At 65.8% G+C, this 19,829-nt stretch carries 17 protein-coding genes; 4 read left to right on the top strand and 13 right to left on the bottom strand.

Annotated elements, in window-relative coordinates; all coding sequences use genetic code 11:
- Window positions 1–146 precede the first annotated feature (146 nt).
- From Hrr1229_RS14700 to Hrr1229_RS14725, 6 genes are all read right to left on the bottom strand, one after another.
- A complete protein-coding gene (locus tag Hrr1229_RS14700) occupies window positions 147–773 on the bottom strand; it encodes a hypothetical protein (protein ID WP_148041731.1) in 627 nt (208 codons plus the stop codon).
- A gap of 217 nt (window positions 774–990) precedes the next feature.
- Window positions 991–2,631, bottom strand: coding sequence for a SipW-dependent-type signal peptide-containing protein (locus Hrr1229_RS18250; protein ID WP_255212521.1), 1,641 nt, complete (start codon window positions 2,629–2,631; stop codon window positions 991–993).
- 2 nt (window positions 2,632–2,633) lie between these two features.
- Window positions 2,634–3,395, bottom strand: a complete 762-nt coding sequence (locus tag Hrr1229_RS14710; RefSeq protein WP_123112200.1) for a SipW-dependent-type signal peptide-containing protein — start codon at window positions 3,393–3,395, stop codon at window positions 2,634–2,636.
- A 90-nt stretch (window positions 3,396–3,485) separates the two neighbouring features.
- A complete protein-coding gene (locus Hrr1229_RS18255; RefSeq protein ID WP_255212522.1) occupies window positions 3,486–5,171 on the bottom strand; it encodes a SipW-dependent-type signal peptide-containing protein in 1,686 nt (561 codons plus the stop codon).
- A gap of 120 nt (window positions 5,172–5,291) precedes the next feature.
- Window positions 5,292–6,791, bottom strand: a complete 1,500-nt coding sequence (locus Hrr1229_RS14720) for a vWA domain-containing protein (protein ID WP_123112199.1) — start codon at window positions 6,789–6,791, stop codon at window positions 5,292–5,294.
- A gap of 100 nt (window positions 6,792–6,891) precedes the next feature.
- Window positions 6,892–8,319 carry a SipW-dependent-type signal peptide-containing protein gene (locus tag Hrr1229_RS14725; RefSeq protein WP_123112198.1) on the bottom strand — a complete coding sequence of 476 codons (1,428 nt, stop codon included), beginning with the start codon at window positions 8,317–8,319 and terminating at the stop codon, window positions 6,892–6,894.
- A 509-nt stretch (window positions 8,320–8,828) separates the two neighbouring features.
- Between Hrr1229_RS14725 and Hrr1229_RS14730 the strand changes: the two genes are divergently transcribed.
- Window positions 8,829–9,362 carry a hypothetical protein gene (locus tag Hrr1229_RS14730; RefSeq protein ID WP_123112197.1) on the top strand — a complete coding sequence of 178 codons (534 nt, stop codon included), beginning with the start codon at window positions 8,829–8,831 and terminating at the stop codon, window positions 9,360–9,362.
- 89 nt (window positions 9,363–9,451) lie between these two features.
- Here the strand turns inward: Hrr1229_RS14730 and Hrr1229_RS14735 are convergent, their stop codons facing one another.
- The 6 genes from Hrr1229_RS14735 to dacZ form a co-directional block, all read right to left on the bottom strand.
- The gene (locus Hrr1229_RS14735; RefSeq protein WP_123112196.1) at window positions 9,452–10,318 is read right to left on the bottom strand and encodes a hypothetical protein; all 867 of its coding nucleotides are present in this window, start codon (window positions 10,316–10,318) and stop codon (window positions 9,452–9,454) included.
- Between the two features lie 135 nt (window positions 10,319–10,453).
- The gene (locus tag Hrr1229_RS14740; protein ID WP_123112195.1) at window positions 10,454–10,924 is read right to left on the bottom strand and encodes a phosphate-starvation-inducible PsiE family protein; all 471 of its coding nucleotides are present in this window, start codon (window positions 10,922–10,924) and stop codon (window positions 10,454–10,456) included.
- 77 nt (window positions 10,925–11,001) lie between these two features.
- Window positions 11,002–13,464, bottom strand: a complete 2,463-nt coding sequence (locus Hrr1229_RS14745; protein ID WP_123112194.1) for a DEAD/DEAH box helicase — start codon at window positions 13,462–13,464, stop codon at window positions 11,002–11,004.
- A 72-nt stretch (window positions 13,465–13,536) separates the two neighbouring features.
- Window positions 13,537–14,202, bottom strand: a complete 666-nt coding sequence (locus Hrr1229_RS14750; RefSeq protein WP_123112193.1) for a GNAT family N-acetyltransferase — start codon at window positions 14,200–14,202, stop codon at window positions 13,537–13,539.
- Between the two features lie 96 nt (window positions 14,203–14,298).
- Window positions 14,299–15,087, bottom strand: a complete 789-nt coding sequence (locus Hrr1229_RS14755; RefSeq protein WP_123112192.1) for a mechanosensitive ion channel domain-containing protein — start codon at window positions 15,085–15,087, stop codon at window positions 14,299–14,301.
- A 6-nt stretch (window positions 15,088–15,093) separates the two neighbouring features.
- Window positions 15,094–15,903 (bottom strand): diadenylate cyclase DacZ, encoded by an 810-nt coding sequence (gene dacZ / locus Hrr1229_RS14760; protein ID WP_123112191.1) that lies wholly within the window; start codon window positions 15,901–15,903, stop codon window positions 15,094–15,096.
- A gap of 210 nt (window positions 15,904–16,113) precedes the next feature.
- On the opposite strand from dacZ, the gene Hrr1229_RS14765 reads away from it, so the two are divergent.
- The 3 genes from Hrr1229_RS14765 to Hrr1229_RS14775 are packed head-to-tail and all read left to right on the top strand — an operon-like array spanning window position 16,114 to window position 19,343.
- Entirely contained in the window at window positions 16,114–17,271 is a 1,158-nt protein-coding gene (locus Hrr1229_RS14765; protein WP_123112190.1) for an aldo/keto reductase, read from the top strand.
- Window positions 17,272–17,331: 60 nt separating this feature from the next.
- On the top strand, window positions 17,332–17,994 hold the full coding sequence (locus Hrr1229_RS14770; protein ID WP_123112189.1) for a hypothetical protein: 663 nt from the start codon (window positions 17,332–17,334) through the stop codon (window positions 17,992–17,994).
- Window positions 17,991–19,343: a hypothetical protein gene (locus tag Hrr1229_RS14775; protein WP_123112188.1), complete on the top strand. Its 1,353-nt coding sequence runs from the start codon at window positions 17,991–17,993 to the stop codon at window positions 19,341–19,343. The genes Hrr1229_RS14770 and Hrr1229_RS14775 overlap by 4 nt, the downstream gene beginning before the upstream one ends.
- 263 nt (window positions 19,344–19,606) lie before the next feature.
- Here the strand turns inward: Hrr1229_RS14775 and Hrr1229_RS14780 are convergent, their stop codons facing one another.
- Window positions 19,607–19,777 (bottom strand): HVO_0758 family zinc finger protein, encoded by a 171-nt coding sequence (locus Hrr1229_RS14780; protein ID WP_176329420.1) that lies wholly within the window; start codon window positions 19,775–19,777, stop codon window positions 19,607–19,609.
- Window positions 19,778–19,829: the final 52 nt, after the last annotated feature.

The following is a 19,829-nucleotide window of genomic DNA, read 5'->3' on the forward strand; positions in this document are numbered from 1 at the left end:
CAGTGTGATCGACGCTCACGTCTAATCGGTCGTTAGAAGCGTTTAACGAGCCGTTTGAAGTTTCGATTTGATCGATAACTACCGAGATATCTCTACGTCCGACAACTGCTCCTGTCGAAAGGCAACGTCGGACGATACCGACGAGATCAGCACTGGGTGACATCGAACTGGATATCGAACTCGACCGTGTCGCCCTGTGCCGCGTTGATGTCGGCCTGATCCGGGGGGAAGGACCACCCGAACGTGACCGTCACCGCGTCCTCGGCGCCGAGACAGCTCGCCCCGGGCGTGAGCGGCGAGGCGTCGAGAGCGACGCCGTCCTCGAGGGCGGCGGCGACGTCTCCGAGCGTTCCGCTCGCGCCCGAATCGACGAGCCGTTCGCCCGGATCGTGCTCGGCGTTGTCGGACCCCAACGCTCCGACGTCGAAGAGGCCGGTGTCGTACCAGACCGCGATGTCGATGTACTCCTGTATCGACGTCGGCTCTCCGCCGTCCCTCAGCGAGACCGTCAATTCCGGTTCGACCGCCGGCCCGTCTCCCCCGCCCGAACCGTCGGTGACGATCCGGAGTCGGACGCTGAGCGATCCGGAATCTCCGGGAAGCACGTTGCCGAGGGAGATCGCCGGGCCCGACGGCTCGGTGCTCACGGTACCGGCGGTCGTGTCCGTCAGCGTCGCTCCGTTGTACGTCTCCCGCCAATCGATGACGCAGTCCTCGATTGCCTCCGTCTGAAGCTGCATCGTGTCGGTATACGCCCGACTCCCCTCGGTCATCAGCGCCAATCCTCCGAGCGATGCGGCGCTCCCGCCGGTGATACCGGCGAGCAGCGTACGACGTGAGATGCGATCGAGAGTCATGTGAGCTCTGTGTTGGAGACACCCACCGTCGGAATCGAACCGACATGCACGGATCCGGTGAGTCCGGATGGGCCGGCATGCACCTGCGTGGGCTGGGGGGATCGACCGACTGCTGTCGCTCCGGTCGATCGCCTTAGGTCTGACCGCTCCCGTCGTTGTGGCGGCACTGCTCGGTGTAGAACCCGAGATCGAAGGTCACCGAATCCCCTTGGACCTCGTTGCCGACGTCGGCCGGGAGCCACCACTCGAAGCCGACGTACGCCGTCGTCGAGTTCGGGAAGCACTGGCGGTCGTCCGTCTCCCCGTTATCGCCGTTGTCTCCACCGCTCCCGTTGACGGGACAGCAGACATCGATGTTACTGATATCCTGATCAGTGGGTGTTGTCAGCGTTACCTCATCTAGAATGACCGGCTCATCCCACACGTAGATATTCTCGCCTTCGTTCCCGCCTTTCACGCTGACGACGCGCACGGGGTTGCCCGTCGAGATGGTGATCTCGTTGGGGGTGCCGTTGTCGTCGGTGTCGGTGAGAGTGTTTACAGTCAGGTCCGCACAGCTATTGTAATCCGTATTTTCCTCCAACATTCCCGCCTCGATATCCGTCCCAACGAGATCGATACCGAGTAGCTTCTCGTAATCCGCACACTGGAGGTTTCTCGGTTTCTTATTGGTGTATGAGGCGAATGGATCATCTTGAGTGCTATTATACACGCTCACCGACGCATCGTCATACGCCGAGATCGTCGGGGTCTCACCGCTTTCTCCACCAGTTTCTTCGTCCGCTGGAGACACCGGTTCCGCATCGAGAGGGAACATGCCGTTTTCAAGCGCGGTGAGAACGCTCCGCAGCGTTCCCCCTAGTGGGATATACTTCTCCTCAGTTTGGAGATAGTTGTCTCCCTCGCTCCTATCACCGTCCTTATCCTCGTAATCCTCACCGTACACACCGTCAGTGCCGGTATCGTACCAGAAGGCGGTTCGAATCTCGTCGAGGATTTCGACTGTCTCCTCGTCGTCCTTCGCCACGATTTCGCCGTCATCGTTGAGCGTCTGATCCTCGTCGTCCTCCTCCATCTCCGGTTCGGTCAACCCGTTCTCGCTGGCGCTAACGAGCTCGCCCGTCAGCCAGACGTAGCCGGGATTGTCACACAGGTGGAAGCTGAACGTCACCTCGCCGAAGTCGCCCGGCTTGGCGTCGCTGATGTTGACGAGGGGATCGCCAGCCTTCGTGGTCTGTGGGTTCGGTCCGTCGCCGATGGTGACTCCCCCGTCGACGTTTGCACCGGTCCGGTACGGATGGCTCAACACCCCATCGCCACCGTCGAGATCCGCGGGGATGTCACAGATGTCGCTATCGTTATCGAACCGGACTTTCTCACCGTCGTAATCCTCCGAGGCTGGGTCGTCCGTTAGCGTGTCCGGGAACGCCTCGATGGCCGTGTTCGCGAGGAACCCGCGTGCATCTTCCATGTGCTTAACGAACACGGACTGCTCCGCTTCCGGCGCTGCAGCCGGGAACCCGATGTCGTAATCGCCGTCTGGTTCCATACTGACGTCGACTTCATCGGATTCGTCGTCAGACCAGTCGGAGTAGTGTTCGGTCCAGTCGACTTTCAGGTCGAGCTCGCCCGCCGTGATCGTGTTGTTCTCGAACGATTCCGTGTCGCTGAAGTAGGCACTCGTGCCGAGCCCGGCACCGGCGGACGCGACGCCGACCGCTCCGAGGCTCGCGAGCGCCTTCCGTCGTGAGAGTTTGAAGCTTTTGTTACTCATTATTAGTTTCCGAATTCATCGTTGTGGCGGGCCTGTTCCGCGTAGAACCCGACATTCGATTCGTGGGACGCGCCCTGCAGCTCGTTGCCGGCGTCGGGCGAGATCGCGATCTTGATACAGAGCGTGAGGACGTCCCCGGGATCGATCTGGACCGGGTCTCCGGAGTCGTCGACGAGCGGCCACCCCGATTGGAGCGCATCGAACAGCGCGGTCAGTCCGACGAACTCCTGACTTTCGTTGGTCACCATGAACTCGCCACTGGTATCGTCGTAATTGCCGAACGAGACGATGGCGGTGACGTTCTCGGACTCGCCGAGCGACTCGAAATCGGAGTCGTCAGCGATGTCGCTGATCTCGTTCGGATCGATGTCGGCGTCACTACCGTCTTCGTCGGACACCTCCTCGCCCTCGAGTTGGACGAAACCGGGGTTGTGCTCGGTCGTGATGTCCCAGCACGGGTCGTAGGTGTCTCCCGGTTTCGCGTCCGCGATCGAGAGCGACGTCATGACTTGATTCTCGTCGAGATTGTACCAGTCACCGAGTTCGTCCGGACCGATCCCCCCCTGGTCGATGGAACTCGCTGCCTCGTTGAACTCGATATTCACCCCGAACTCGCCCGCCTGAATCGTGTTGTCTGAGAAGTCCTCTTGGTCGCTGAAGTAGGCGCTCGTGCCGACCCCGGCACCGGCGGACGCGACGCCGACCGCTCCGAGGCTCGCGAGCGCCTTTCGACGCGACAGTTCGAACGCGTTTTTTTCGCTCATGGTCGATCATCCCCCGTGGGGAAGTCCCACCGGCGGAGTCGAACCGCCGTACACCATGTGGGAAATGACCGGGGACCGTGCTGTCCGGGATCAGGTATCCGGAGATGACGGGCCGGTCGGACTGTCGTTGTGGCGGCACTGTTCGGTGTAGAATCCGATATCGAACTCGATAGAATCGCCTTGGACTTCGTTACCGACATCGGTCGGGAGCCACCACGCGAAGCCGATGTAGCGGGTGAATCCGGGCATGAAGCACTCCTCGAGACCGAGATCATCTAATTGGAGGCCACCGCCCTGTAGAGCATTGAGGTCATCTGCGAGAGTACTTCGCCTAATCTGCCGCTCACAGAGTGTACCGGTTGCCATATCCCCGAACCCATGATCCGTTAGATCACCGCTTAAGCTGTATCGGTCAAGTTCAGTACCGCTAAGATCGAATTCTATTAGCTCCGTACCTCCGGTAACAGATCCGAGGAGGCTCCCGGATCCCGTGTCACGGATGGTGAGCCCCGTTAGGTCTTCACCGGTTTCGAGTTCGGCCACTTCCATCGTATTTCCGGAGAGCAAGTCGACGGCATGGAGCATGTTCCCAGCGTCTGTGTATAAGTAGAACTGACCGTTCGACGCGAAGACGTTATCCGCACCACTGATGTTGATATCAACATCCAGTCTGTTTGTCACTACTGGATTCTCTGGGTCGGGGATCTCGAACAGATAATCCGAAGTACTCCCTATCCAGAGCGTACCGTCCGTGTCGACTGCTGCTTGAGTAATTTGTCCCAAGCTGTAGTCGCCTACATCGATGGGTTCGAACGTCAGTGAGTCGCTGTCGTAGTCGTAGACTGCGAGCTCATCCTCACCCTCAGCTACCATGTATACTGTCCCGCCGTCAGGGGACGTTCCAATATGAGTTCCCGCGAACTTGTCTTTTGAAATAGATGTCAGCTCCGACGTAACTGCGTTACCATTATTTATCGTCACTTCGTATAACGTCGGATCTCTCTGTCCTTGGTAGTGATCTGCCAGATATAATTTCTCGTCACAATTGTTTCCGGTGAAGACGTTGTCACCGTCATCGTACCACCAGACGGTCTGGATTTTGTTGGCAAGTTCTGGCCACTCACCCTCCGAATAGCTGTGATCACCGATTATCCAAACGTATCCAGGATTATCACAGAGGTGGTAACTCAGCGTGAGTTCTCCGAAGTCACCCGGCTTCACGTCGTCCAGACTGACGAGCGGGTTGTTACCTCCATCGCCGTTATTTGTATCGCCGTTGTCAGTACGACCAATCCCCGTGGAGTCGCGCTCTAGGTCATCGGGAAGGTCCGCACCGTCCTTACAGGGGTCGAAGAACTCTCCGTTACTGAAGTTGGAGCCCTCAACTTCCTGCTCCCCATCGTTGTCGGTGTCCGGGAACGCCTCGATCGACGTGTTCGACATGTAGTCGACGAGGTCGTCTTCGTGGACCCAGACCATCGGATCGCTCGGATCCGGCATCGCGACGTATTCGTCGGACGACTCCGGTTCCGACCTGTGGACGTCGAGACCATCGGTCGGATCGTCGAATCCGTAGATCTGCGGGAAGTTGTAGTGTTCCTCCCAGTCGACCTTGAGATCGAGTTCACCTGCGGTCAGGCTGTTTCCGTTAAACGATTCCTCGTCGCTGAAGTAGGCACTCGTGCCGACTCCAGCCCCGGCGCTCGCGACGCCGATCGCGCCGATACCGGCGAGCGCCCGCCGCCGTGAGATGTTGAGTCCGTTGTTGTCGCTCATGCGTATTCACTCCCCTGATGGGGAAACCCACCGGCGGAATCGAACCGCCGTCACGCGGATGAACCGCGTACCGGGCCTCCGGGAGAACCGGAGACGCCGGAGTGCCAGCGTGGGTGATCGTCAGTCGGCGGTCCCGTTTGACGGGAGCCCGTTGTCGTCTTGGTAGGTCCCGTTGAACGGCTCCGCCGGCGGGTCGTCGTTGTGCCGGCTCTGGAGCGCGTAGAACCCGAGATCGAAGACGGCCGAGTCGGTCTGGATCTCGTTGCCGACGTCTGTCGGGACCTCCCACTCGAAGCCGAGACAGTGAGTCATCGCGCCCGCGAACGGTTCGCGTTCTTCGCTAGACCGGTTCCCGTCGAGGGCGATCCCGTCCTCTAGGGCGTCCATGGCGTCGGCGAGGGTGCCTTCCAAGATGACCTCCTCGCCGCCGGTGATCGTCTGCCCGACCTGGGCGAATACCTGGTCGATCGCGTCCTCGGCGCTCGTACCGCCGGCGACGACGAAGGTGTTGGAGTCGTCGTCCTGATCGCCGGTGGTGAGTCTGTTGAGGAACTGCTGGTTCGCTCCTGCGACGCCGATCGCGTAGAGTTCGATGTCGTCGTCGAGATCGTTGGCGGCGCTCAAAGCACTATCACTGTTGTCCGGAGAGCCATCAGTGAAGACGACCATGATCCGATCGTGGCCCCCGGTACAGTTGGCGAGATCGTCGCCGGCATCGGATATCCCGGAGCTCATGTTCGTGCTTCCGTTGGAGCCCAATCCAGTGAGATCGGACCACGCGTCCGCCACGCTGTTCACGACGTCCGAGCCTCCGGAGAACGTCGTCGCACCGACCTCGTTGTCATCGTTGGCGCCCAGAATGGTGTTCGCGAGGTCGTTAGCCGCGTCCTCGACTGTGCCGATGTCGCCACCGATCGACCCGGACGTGTCGAGGACGAGTTGGACACACGATGGAACCGATGTCGTGTCGTCATCGCCCCCGTCGAGCACGTTGTTACAGTTCTCGTCGTACCAGAGCGTGGTTTGGATGTTATCCGCGAGTTCTCCGGCACCCTCGCCCGGATCGCCGCCGGTTTCGTCGACGTCCGCCTCGGGCTCCGACTGGCCGTTCTCGTCGTTCGCCGTCAGCGCTCCGTTCATGTACATCCACGCGGGGTTGTCACAGACGTGGAGGCTGACGGTGACCTCGCCGGAGTCACCGGGCTTCACGTCGTCGAGTGCGAAGACGGGGATCTCATCGCCGTTGATGAGACCCAGATCCGGCGCACAGAGATCCGTGTTCTGGACCTCGTCCGCCCACATATCTTCCGTATTGTCCGGCGTCTCGCCGATCAGGTACGTCCCGTCCTCGATCTCCTGCACGTCGAACGGCTCGCCCGGCCCGTCTGCGCTGTACCAGCTGTCCACCTCACTGAGGCGTCCCGGGCCGCCAGCGTACGTGGCTTTGTAGTCGAGTTTGAGGTCGAGCTCGCCGGCCGTCAGCGAGTTGTCGTCGAACGATTCCTCGTCGCTGAAGTAGGCACTCGTGCCGATTCCGGCGCCAGCGCTGGCGACGCCGATCGCTCCGATACCGGCGAGCGCCCGCCGCCGAGACAGCTCGAGTCCGTTGTTGTCGCTCATGCGTGTTCACCCCCCCAAGGGGGGAAACCCACCGGCGGAGTCGAACCGCCGTAACGCACCTGAGTGGGTGTTTATTAGTAGATCTAAGCGATCTGTTACATCATCTCCAGTTGATTACAAGTCCGTCAATTCCGGACCATCCACTAGCATCCCCCTCGATGTTGAGAGTTCCATCAATCTCGATGGTGTTTCCGGCTGAGGAGTCGATCCCCTGAAGCACTAGATACGTCTGTTCAGGTCCAGCGCTGGCAGCGAGTTGGTCGGGGGATACCGAAGTACCGTTCAGTGTGAGGTTTTTCACCGTGGTCGTGTCGCTGTTCAGGCTTCGTGCACTGATAGCGACGTCAACCGTTTGTGGAATTCCACCGTTCTGCCACTCAGTATCGCTACCCAGAGCGTTACCGTCTCCCTGACCATCAGTTACATCCGTATCGGATGCAGTCACATCGGTGCCACCTGCCTGCGAACCGAGGACCTCAAGCGAAGCCGTGTTCGAGTCCACATCGAGTGTTGCCGTGAAATCAACATCCTGATCTGCGGGGAAGTTATCCGAATCGTCATTCGCGTTACCGAACGGGAACGCAGTGTTACCGGATGTCGCGTTATGAATCTCAGCTTCCGCACTGCCGGACCCTCCACTACCTTGTATGGACATTCCCAGTGCACGATTACTGTCAAAGGGTGGGTAGAGGTCGTCTGTCGTTCCAGTTGCGTACGGACTAGTCGGGTTCTCGTTATGGCGTTCCTGTTCCGCGTAGAACCCGAGGTCGAACTCGACCGAATCGGACTGGATCACGTTGCCAACCGTGGTCGGCACGTTCCATTCGATACAGATACACGGCCCAGTCTGCGTGTCCGAGTCAGGGCTGGCCGGATATGCGCCGTCATCAGTCGGCACCCATTCGCCTCCCTCCTCCACGTACCCGTCTAACAGATATCCATACTGAAGTTCCAGAAGGAGATCCGTGAGCGTGTAGTCTTCAGGATTGTTGAGTTCCCGAACCGTTTCGAAATCTTCCGGACCCGATGGATCGCTGCCCTCGAGATCGTCGGACGGTTCACAGTACGCCACCGTGACCTGGATGTTGTCCGCGAGTTCGCCGTTGCCAGCGCCGGGGTCACCGCCCGTGTCGTCGACCTCCGCCTCAGGCTCAGTCAGGTCGTTCTCGTACTGTGTGAATCCGGAGCTACCCGCCCACAGCCACGCGGGGTTGTCCACGATCTTCGGACAGAACACCAGCTTCCCCGAGTCGCCGGGCTTGACGTCGTTGAGGACGTACTGCGCCGACACGCCGCCGTCGTTTTGACCGCTTCCGGTCGTTCCCCCGTCGATCGCCTCCGAGTTTGCGCCCGTCCAGTAATCGACGAAGAGGTCCAGCTCTCCCGCAGTGAGTGTGTTATCCTCGAAGCTCTCCTCATCGCTGAAGTACGCGCTTGTTCCGACTCCCGCTCCCGCGGACGCGAGGCCCACGGTCCCGAGACCGATCAGTGCGTTCCGCCGTGACAGCTCGAATTTCTTGTCTGACATCGTGATTGAACCCGACCTGACTCCCGGTCGGGCTTGGTAGAGGCCCACAACACCTGCCCCCTTAGCCAATTACACCATTTCTGACGAAACGGCCGAGTTGGAGCGTCGAACCGCATGTTCGAGCGTTTTAATGACTCGTTACGGAGAGAGTTACCGTGGTTTGACACGTGGCTTTGAGTCGGAACGCACGGTCGGTGACCGACCGGATCGCCACGGAGATGATCCCCGTACCACACCGGTTTGACCCGCTACATTCGCCTCGTTTAGGCACGCCAATCTCCGATGAGAAATACAATCGGCCCGTTACGGACATCTCGAGAGTTTGAGAAAGAGAGCGCGTCGGCTCGAGACGGAACTCGCATCGGTCCGGAAAGAACCGGTAACTATTCATTGTTGTTGCTCTGTCGACACCTGAACAACGGCCGGCGTCGGTATCGGTCCAATTACTTTTATGACATCATTACGTGTGTCGCTCTGTCGCACGTGAGAATCGGTGACGGGACCAATATATGGCAATAACCAATCGGTACGGGGGGATTCCCGAAACGGAGATCCACGACCTGCTGCGCAACGAGCGCAGGCGTCAAGTGATCAAACACCTGCAGGTCACGGTCGGCAAGACGACCCTGCGGGACCTCGCGGAGACCATCGCCGAACGCGAGACCGGCGAGTCGCCGCCACCGAAGAACATCCGCAACAGCGTCTACAACTCGCTGCACCAGACGCACCTCCCGAAGCTCGACGAGCGCGGGATCGTGGAGTACGAGTCGGACCGGAAGACGATCCGACTCACCGAGGAGGCCCGCTCCGTCGACGTGTACATGGAGGTCGTCACGCCGTACGGGATCACGTGGGCCGAGTACTACAGCATGCTCGGTACTCTCTCGCTTTTCGTCGTCCTCGCCGCCCTGATCGAAGTGCCCGTCGTCTCCGCGGTCGATCCGGTTCTCTGGGTGAGCGCCTTCCTCGCTGCGTTCGGCGTCTCGATAGGGTACCAGCTGTGGACGGACCGCTGGGTGTACCTCAACGCGCTCTTCGACTGATCGACCGTGCGAGGTCGGACATCGCCTCGATCTGCCTTCTCAATCCGCCTCCCCGCTGACCGACAATAACCGCGGCGCCCAGTCCGACGTCATCCCTCCTCGAGCGCGTCCGCGTCGATGTCGGCCTCGAACAACCGGCTCCCGCAGGAGTCGCAGGTCGAGGCGAGCACCTGCCGCTCCCGACAGCACGACGAGACCGTCTCCCGTCCCATCGACACGCGACCGCCGCACGAGGGACAGCTATCGAGCCAGAGCCGGAGGACGCCGGCGACCTCGGTCCGGTCGCGGAACCCCAGACGCCGCCAGCCGGGGTACCGGTCCTGCAGCACCGCCGCGGCGGCGGCGTCGGAGAGGTACGCCGCCTCGGACTCCCACTGCGCGATCCGCGTCCCGTCGAGCAGCGCCACGCACGCCTCGCCGCGTTCCTCGAGGGTGATATCCCCTCTATCGACTGATTCGTCGAGGTCCTCGCCGTCGATGAACCGGTCGATCACCCGCTCGATCCCGGGGTCGTTCGCGGCGAACCGCTCGGTCTGAGCGCGCCAGGCGGACTCGAACGACGGGGTGAGACAGAGGTCGTCCCGGTCGGGGCACTCCTCGAGCGCGCCCGCGTCGAACAACACCGCCTCGACGTCGATATCCCCGGTTTCGTCCCGCTCCGGGCCCGTCGCCTTGCCGAACAACCGAAGCGCCCAGAGCGGGAGGTACCGCTTCGTCAGCGTCGGGGTTCCGGGCACTAGGTAGCCCCGTAGATACACGGTCGCGACGCTGCCGGCGAGAACGAGGCCGCCCCCGGCGATCCGACCCCCGGTCGAGACGCCGGACGCCGCGAGCAGGGCGACCGTCAAGACGGCGGCGACCGCGGCGATACTGAGGTTGACCACGGTACAGGGGAGACACCGATTTTCCCCGACGTACTCCGGCTGGCGTATCTCGTCGGTGAGCTTCGGAAACATCTGTGTTAGTGTGTTCCGTGTCAACGGCCGTGTACTCCTTAGGTAATAACACGTTGAACGGGGCGCATCGCCGGGAAGGCCGTCGTTCTTTCGCCCGAGATCGGCGTGAGATCCGACCGGGAAGCCGGTACGCGCTCACTCCTCGGGGGTCGAGTCGCTCGCGAGCTCCGGTCGCCCGGGCACGCTCACCCGGTCGAGGAGGAAGTAGCCGAGGGCGAGCGCGAGGACCAACACGGCGATCGAGAGGGCGGCCAGCAGGGTCTCCTGCCCCGAGGCGTAATCCTCCAGCCGGAAGCTGATGGCGCGTCGGGCGACCGCGATGATCGACGCGCTGACGACGATCCGGAGGACGGGCTTCCCCCTGGCGTACGCCAGCAGCGTCCGGTGGACCTCGACGATGATCAGCAGGAGGAGGACGCTGTCGAGGAGGCCGACCACCTCGTTCGGATCGGTGAAATCGCCGGCGGCGAGGAGTCGGAACAGCGATAAGAACAGGTCGAACACGCCGATGAGAAACAGCAGGAGGAGGAAGTACGCGGCTCCGAGCACCAGCCACTCCATCGTCACCGCGGCCGGCCGCGTCGCGTCGTCGAGGTCGAACGCCATGCGTCGCGTTCGCCCGGGGGCGGCAAGTCGTTTGTGCCTGTCCGTCTCGCGCGGCGCCCCTCCCGGAGCGCGTTCGTCTACCCGTCGTCCGTCAGCGCCTCCAGCAGGCGGACCGCCGGCGCCTTCGCGAGGGGATCGTTGGCGTTGCCGCAGTGCGGCGATTGGACGCAGGCCGGACACCCCCCCTCGCAGTCGCAGCCGTCGATGAGCCGCGCGGTGCGGGCCATCAGCTCCTCGATCCGCTCGTGACCGCGACGCGTGAGCCCGACGCCGCCGGGGTAGCCGTCGTAGACGAACACCGCGGGCGCGTCGGTGTGCGGGTGGTACGGCGTCGAGATGCCGCCGACGTCGGCGCGGTCGCAGAGCAGGTGGAACGGGAACAGCGAGATGATCCCGTGTTCGGCCGCGTGGATCCCGCCGTTGAAGGCGTACTCGCCGTCGGGTGTGGCCTCGCTCCCCCCGTCCCCGGCTCCGCCCTCTCCGTCTCCAGTTTCACTCTCCCCGCCGTCGGTCGCTGCCTCCGCGTCGTCGGCGTCGCTCCCCTCGCCCGCGTCGCCGTCGCCGGCGCCGATCGCCCGCATCTCCGACTCCAGGTCGGCCGGCACCGGGAAGTACAGGGCCTTCGTCCGCAGCGTCGTCTCCGGGAGGTCCAGCGTCGATTCGCCGAGCGACTCTCCGGTCTTGGCGTCCTTCCGTACGAACCCCGTGATCCGCTCCGTCACGGTCACGTCCGCGAACCGGACCGGAACGTCGGGGCGCGCCGACAGCTCCCGCTCCGCGAGGTCCTCGTTCACGACGATGTCCTTCTCGGTGAGCGGCTGCGTGTAGTAGTCGGCCCACGACGACTGCAGTTCGGCGACGTCGCGGTCGAGGTCCAGCTCCGTCACCTCGTAGGTGCGCCCCTGCTGGTGGTAGATGGCGCCGGGGTGGGCGTCGCGGAGGGCGTCGCCGAACCCGAGCGAGGCGACCGTCTCGCTCCGCGACGAGTCGATGAGGTCGATCTCGCGGTCGCCCGCGGTCCGGAGGTTCACGGACTGCTGCGGGCTCGACGAGCCGGCGTGGGTCCACCGCAGCCCGTCGTCGGTCTCCCGCCTGTCGAGGACACTCTCGTCGGTCAGGTCGGCGACGACACCGGGGAACGATGAGCCGAAGAAGCGATCGTCGTCGGGCGTGAGCCAGCTCTCGTCGGCCGCGCAGGCGACGTGGCCCGGGAGCAGCTGATCGTTCTCGGGGTCGCAGATCGCGTCCTCCGGCGGCGCCTCGAAGAAGTCGGCCGGGTTGTTCATCAGGTACTGATCGAGCTGGTCCTCGCCGCCGACCATCACGACGAGGGCGGGGTCGTCGCCGCGGCCGGCCCGCCCCGCGCGCTGGTGCGCCGACATTCGCGTTCCGGGGTAGCCGTCGAGGATCACGGCGTCGAGCCCGCCGACGTCGACGCCGAGCTCCAGCGCGCTCGTCGACCAGACGCCCCGGAGGTCGCCGGCGTGGAGGTCGGCCTCGATCTCCCGGCGGCGCTGGTTCGTCAGGGCGGCCTGATACGCGCCCACCTTCCCCGCCAGCTCGCGCTCGCCGCGCTCGCGGAGGTCGCTCGCGCTGTCGGTCGCGTACTGCTCCGCGGTCTGGCGCGCCCTCGTGAACGCCAGCGTCTGGGCGCCGGCGGTCACGAGGTCACAGAAGAGCCGTTTGCTCTCCGTGTGACTCGACTTCCGGCGGCCGCTCCCGCGCTCCTGCCAGTCGTCGTCGTACTCCGGCGGGTTCCACAGCACCCAGTCGCGCGGCCCCCGCCCCGACGTATCTTCGTCGACGAGCGCGATCCCGTCCGGGTCGCGACCGGTCACCGCGGCGACGTGCTCGACCGGGTTGTTGATCGTCGCCGAACAGCAGACGAACTGCGGGTCCGACCCGAATCGCTCGCAGGTCCGCGCGAGCCGGCGGAGGGTCAGAGCGACCTGCGAGCCGAACACGCCGCGGTAGCTGTGGACCTCGTCGATAACGACGTACTCCAGCGACGAGAAGAACCACTCCCACAGGCGCCCCGCGTACGGCAGCAGCGCGTAGTGGAGCATGTCCGGATTCGACAGCAACACGGTCGGCTGGCGGTCGCGCACGTCGCGCTTCTCCGCCCGCGAGAGCCGGCCCGTGTACGACGCGACGGAGACGCCGCTGCCGAAGCCGAGCCCGTGAGCGAGGTCGCTCAGGCTCTCCTCCTGGTCCGCGATCAGCGCGTTCTGGGGGGCGATGTACAGCGTCCGGCCCCCGCGGTCCATCGCCGCCTCGAAGGCGGGGACGGTGTACGCGAGCGACTTCCCGCTCGCCGTCTCGGTGGCGAGGACGACGTCGTCGCCGTCGCGGACCGCGTCGATCGCGTCGGCCTGGTGACGGTAGAGGCGGTCGATGCCGTCCTTCGAGAGCGCGTCGGCCATCCGGGGGGCGAGGTCGACGTCGCCGTACGCGGGCTCGCGGGCGGGGAGGCGGCGGTGCTCCGCGATCTGTCCCTCGTAGAACGGTCGGTTCCGCAGCCACTCGATGGCGTCCTCCACGACTACCGGATCGTGGGGACGGGCGGGCCTAACGGTTGTGGTCGCCGAAATCGGTCCGGGAGCACGGACCGGTCAGTCGTCGGCCGGGGCGCGGGAAGGACCTGCTGCGGGCGGCTCGTCCGCCTCCGGCTCGGCGGGCCCGAGACGCGCCAGCGGCGGCCAGCGCACCTCGGTCGCGATCGGGTCGTCGAGGTCGAGTTCCATCCGGAGGTCGCCGCGTCGCTCGGCGAGCTCGAACCCGACCGTTCGGTACACCCGGCGCGCGACGCGGTTCCCGCTCTCGACGTGGAGTTCGAGCCCCTCGCGTCCCGCGGCGGCGGCGTCGGCGATCACGTGTCGGCAGAGCTCGGTCCCGACGCCCCGCCCCTGCATCGTCGGCTGGACGAACACCGCCAGTTCGGGGCGGGGCGCGTCGCTGGGCGTGTACATCGCGTGGCCGAACAGCTCGCCGTCGCGCTCGGCGACGACGTTGCTCCCCTCGGTCAGCATCGACTCGATCCACTCCGCCCGGCGGTCCCGCGTCACCGGCGGGAGCCCCTGGGCGCGGTCCCCGGTCTCGAACCGCTCGTACATCTCGGCGAGCGGCGCGGCGTCCTCGTGCACGGCGGGCCGGATCGTCCACCGCGCGCCCTCCTTGTCCACGAACCGCGGACACCGCGGCGGACAGTGGACCGTGCCCTCGCACTCGCTCCCGTCCCACCCCTCGCAGGTGACGGCGTCGGCGTCGTCGTGGCTCATAGCTACTAGTCCGTCGCCCAAGGGGTTATATCGTGACAGCTGGTCCCACGGCGTGGGAACGGTCGAAGGCGGGCCTGAAGAACGGGGAGCCGCCCCTCACTCCCGGATCAGGACGATCCCGTCGCGGAACACCGAGTGGTTGGGGATCACGTGGTCTTCTCCGTCGGCCTCGATGTGCGTGACGAACAGGTCGACCTCCTGGACGATGCCGCGCTCCCCGGCGACCTTCACCTCGTCGCCGACGACGTAGGGCTGGCGGAGCAGGAGGAACACCCCGGCGGCCGCGCTCGCGACGAGGTCCTTCGTCGCGAGCGCCGCGAACAGCACGACCGCCAGCGCGTACGCCGCGAGCAGCACGACCAGCGCGAGCGTCTGCACCCCCACCTGTCCGAGCGCGACCAGCGCGGCGACGTACACGATGCTGTACTTCACGAGCGGCGGCAACACGCCGAGGTCGGGCAGCTTGATCCCGCGGAGCCGCTCGGCGACGAGCAGCTCCGCCTTGTCGCCGACGACGACGCCGACGATCATGACGACCGCGGCGACGAACAGGCGCGGGAGGAAGGCGGCGACCGAGGACCAGAACCGGTCGAGGTAGTTCACCTCGGCGACGGTGAGGGCGACGATGACGGCGACGGCGAGGATGAAGTAGCTGGACAGCTGCGCCAGGATCCGGACGGTCGACGTGTTGAACTCCCGGACGGTGCGCTCGAAGGCCGTCCCCTCGATCGCCTCCGGGACCCCGGCCCGGGTCAGCAGCCGCCGGTTTATCACTCCGACCAGGAACGCCGCGATCACGCCGATGACGAGCACGACCAAGGCGAGCCACAGTCGCTCGGGGACCCTCCCCGCGAACTCCGTGAACGCGCTCTGTGCCGCGAACATGGGTGGTCAGTACTCCTCCGGATCGATCTCCAAGACGAGTTCGCCCGCCTTGAACGCTCGGACGAGCCCGTCGGACTCCGAGAGCACGATCGCGGTCGCGTTCGTGTCCCGAGTGATCGCGCCGCCGGCCATGTGGCGCGCGCCGAGCCCCTTCGGGATGTCGACGCCCTCGGCCCCCGGTTCGAGGTAGCGGTACGCGGAGACGATCTTCCCGGAGTCGGAGACGACGAACGCGCCGTCGAGCCGGGAGAACTCCTTGACCATCACGTTGACAATAGGGTCGCCGACGTGGACGTGCGACTTCTCGAAGGGGTTGTACGACAGCGGGCGGGACTTGTTCATCACCTTCCCCGCGTCGCCGACGACGAACAGGGCGCCCACCGGCTTCCCCTTCTGTCCCTTCTGTCCGAGTTCGATCGCGAGTTCGAACACGTCGCGGATGACGCTCGGCTCCGCCCGGGAGTTGACGAACAGGTCGTAGATCCCGGTGTGGACCGTCTCGTCGACGGTAACGCGGATCACCGCGTCCGATCCCCCGTCGAAGACGCTCGCGATGCAGACGACCTCGTCGCCCTCGCTGACCAAGTCGGCGTCCATCGAGCCCTCAATACCGAACCGGATCCGGTCTTTGACGTTGTCGAACGGGAGGGGGAGCTCGACGAAGGTGTCGGCGTCGACGTCGTTGTCCGGAGCGACGACGACGACCTCGGTGTCGCCGTCCTCGAACCGGTCGTGAAACGAGCTCGTCGGCGAGAACAAAAGCACCGCGTCCGCGTCCTCGACGAGGTCGGACAGGTGGTCGGTGAGCGAGGCCATTACTCGGAGCAACTCCCGGACGGCCTATAGTCGTTGTGTCGCCGTCGTGCGCCTGTCGGACGTGTTACATTCTCTCGAAACGAATCCTCGGCCGTCGTCGCCCGCTGACCGCCGCGCGATTGGGTCCGCCCGCCGGATGCCGCTCGATCGCTGGCCGCCCGCCGAACGCCGCGCGACTTTTGCCCCCGCGGCGACACCGTTCGGACGAACATGGCGACTCGCGACGCGCTCTGGGCCTACCGCGACCGGTTCGGCGACGCCTTCGGGCGGACCTACTTCCGGCGCTTCGGCCCCGGCGTGGCCTCCAGCGTCGGGATCGGCACCTACCTCGGCGAGCCGACAGCCGCGGTCGACGACGCCTCCCGCGAGGCGATCGGGCTCGCGCTCCGCTCCGGGGTGAACCACGTCGACACCGCGGTCAACTACCGCTGCGGGCGGGCCGAGCGCGTCGTCGGCGAGGCCGTGCGGGAGTCCCCGATCGACCGCGAGTCGATCGTCGTCGCGACGAAGGGCGGGTTCCTCCCCTTCGACGGCGAGCGCCCGGACGACCCGACGGCGTACGTCCGCGACCGCTTCCTCGCGACCGGAATCGTCGACGCCGACGACCTCGCGAACGGCGCGCACGCGGTGGCGCCGGAGTACCTGGAGTGGTCGCTCGACCGCTCGCTGGACCGGCTCGGGCTCGACGCCGTCGACCTCTTTTATATTCACAACCCGGAGACGCAGCTCGCGGCCCGCTCCCGCGAGGCGGTGTACGACCGGCTGGAGGCCGCCTTCGAGGCCCTGGAACGCCGGCGCGCCGCCGGCGACGTCGGCGCCTACGGCGTCGCCACCTGGGACGCCTTCCGCGTTCCCGAGAGCGACGAGCGGTACCTCTCGCTCGCCGAGGTCCTCGCCCGGGCCGAGGCCGCCGGCGAGGCGGTCGGCCCCGACGACGATCACGGGTTCGAGGCGGTCCAACTCCCTTTTAATGTCGCCATGGCGGACGCCTTCACGCGGCGGAACCAGCGCCCGCCCGGAGTCGACGGCGACGACGGCGACGCCGACGGAGACGACTCCGACGACGCCGACGGCGACGCTAAGCCGGTCTCGACCCTGGAGTTCGCCCACGAGGCCGGCCTCTCTGTGGTGACGAGCGCGAGCATCGGGCAGGGGGAACTCGCGAACGAGGGCGCGATCCCGGCCGACGTCGACGCAACCCTCGCCGGCGAGACGCCGGCGCAGCGCGCGCTCAACTTCGCTCGGAGCGCCCCGGGCGTCACCGCCTCGCTCGTCGGGGCGAGCGACCCGGCCCACGTCCGCGAGAACGTCGCCGCGGGCACGTTCGACCCGCTCGGCGCCTCGGCGTTCGACGCCGTCTTCGAGTGAGTCCGGGAGCGACCCGATGTCGGCAAAAGAGGTTTGTCGAGACCGCTCCAAGCCGGCCGCATGTCCCCGACGAGACGAGCCCTCCTCGGTAGCGTTCCCCTCGTCGCGCTCGCCGGGTGTCTCGGCGTCGAGACGCGCGACGAGGGCTCGGGGTCGCCCCGGCGACGGGTCTCCGGAACGGATACGGACCCGACCGTCCTGAAGGCGCGAAACCCCGACGGCGAGGCCGTCCTCCTCGACGGCGCCGACGTCGGCGACGAGGGAGCCGACGACCCGGCCCCGATCGGACGCGAACTCGTCACCACCGAGGACCGGGCCGCGGAGCTGTCGGTCGCCGAGGGCGTGTCCGACGCGGACCGCTCGCGGATCCGGTCGTTCCTGGAAGAGACGGACTACGACGCGGAGACGGTGTACGCGTCGCGCGCCGGGGTGCGGTCGTGTTACCGCCTCCGAATCGAGTCGGTCTCGTGGGAGCCGCGGCGCGTCGAGTACGAGTACTGCCGCGAGCTCAGGCCGCCGGACGCGGCCTGCGAGGCGGGCGAACGCGTCGCGCTCGCGCTCCTTTTCCGGCTCCCCGCCGCGTTGGACCCGGAACTCACCGGCTCCGGGTCCAGCGGTCGGTCCCCCTGTCGCGGCGTCGACACCGAGTACGAGGTGCTCGACGCGAACGCGACCGTGCCGGGCAACGTGACGGCGGTCGACGAGGGAGGTGACGGCTCGTGACCCGACGGCTCACCCGACGCGACGCCCTCGCGGTCGGCGGCGCGGTCGCGCTCGCCACCCTCGCCGGCTGTTCCGATGTCGGAAGCGAGCCCCGGTTCTGGGACGACCCGCCGTCGCTCGACACCGACGGTATCACGCGCGCCTTGGACGCCCCGGTCCCGGAGACGCCGCGGCTCGTCCCGGTCGATTTCGACCCCGCCGTCGCGGCCGCGTTCGACGACCGGATCGACCGCCTGCTCGGCCCGATTCCGGAGCCGCTGACCGCGACGACGCTCCCGAACGGCGAGATCCGCGAGCGGATACGCCAACAGCGGGCGGCCGCTCGCGAGGCGCGGCCGGCCCCCGACGAGTCGCTCCCGCCGCTCCGGGCCGCGGAGCGGTACGCGACGGCGCGGGACCGCGCGGCGACCGCCGTCGGCACGTGGGCCGGGGTGACCGTCGAGGGCGACCCCGAGGACGTGTCCGCCGACATCGGGACGGTGCGGCGACGAGCGTTCGAGACGTTGGACGCGCTCCCGGGACCCGCGGCCGACCCGCTGGCCGGCGCCGCGGCGTACGGCCCGATCGAGCGCTGGTACGACGAGTCGCGGCGGCGGACGCTGGTCGGCGGGGCCGCGGGTGTCGAGGGGCGAGCGAACCCGCTTCGGGCCGGCGAGTCGGTCGGCGACGTCGAGCGCGTCCAGTCGTACGTGGACGCGGGACGCCACCTCAGCGACCGGTACCGGGCGTCGCTCGCGGACCCGCAGTCCGTCGAGGAGCCGCTTCGGGAGGCGGCGGAGCGGCTGGGCGCGTCAGTCCGCGACCGGCTCCGAGGGCTCCACGGGAGCGACGCCGACCTCCGGTCGAACCCGGGTGCAGAGGCGTTCCTCGACGAGCGGCCGGTGGCCCGCGACGCGCCGAGCGTCTCGCTGCTCTCGAACGCCCTCCACCGGACGTTCGAGGACCTCCGCTTCGACCCGGTTCCGGTGGACGACCGCCCGCCGGAGAACCCGGCGACCGCGCTCACGCGGACGGCGCTCGCGCTCGCTCGACTCCGGGGGCTCGACGCCGTCGCGTCGCGGATCGAGACGGGCGACACGCTGTTCCCGGAAGACCGCGCCGCGGTGAGAGAAGCACGCGACGCGGCGGTCGACTCGGCGGCGTCGCTCGCGGCGAGCGAGAACCCGCTCGACCGCTGGCTCGCGGCGCGGTTCCTCCCCCTCTTCGACAGGCCCGACGCCCGACTCGCGGCGACCGATCCCGACGCCCGCGACGCGGCCGAGGCGTTTACAGAGTACCGGTGGATCGAGACGGCTGCGCGCGAGTCGACGAGCGTGGCGGCGTCGGTCGCCGAGTCGATCGAGGCGTGAGAGCGGCGACGACGACGCGGTGAGTTGAGGGGAAAAGAGACGAGACGCGGCGTCGGGAGGGCGGGCGGGACGCGGTTCGGTTCGATTAGGTTCGGTTCGATTAGGTTCGGTTCGATTAGGTTCGGTTCGATTAGGTTCGGTTCGATTAGGTTCGGTTCGATTAGGTTCGGTTCGATTAGGTTCGGTTCGATTAGGTTCGGTTCGATTAGGTTCGGTTCGATTAGTTCGGCTTCGGCTCTCGTCGCACCGGCCCGCGACGACGCTCAGCGCAGCTCTTTGAACGTCGCCTCGCACTCGGGGCAGACCCGGACCGCGAACACTTCGTCGGGATCGTTCTTCTTTTTCAAGACCTTCTCGCAGTCGGCGCAGTTCAGGCGCTCGTAGGTGTCCTTGAACAGGTCGCCGTCGCGGAGTCCCTTGCGCGTCGATTTCATACGTCTCGGTTGATCCCGTGTGGGTATAAAAACCCCGTACGACGCGAGTCGG

This window comes from Halorubrum sp. CBA1229 (assembly GCF_003721435.2).
Lineage (GTDB): Archaea > Halobacteriota > Halobacteria > Halobacteriales > Haloferacaceae > Halorubrum.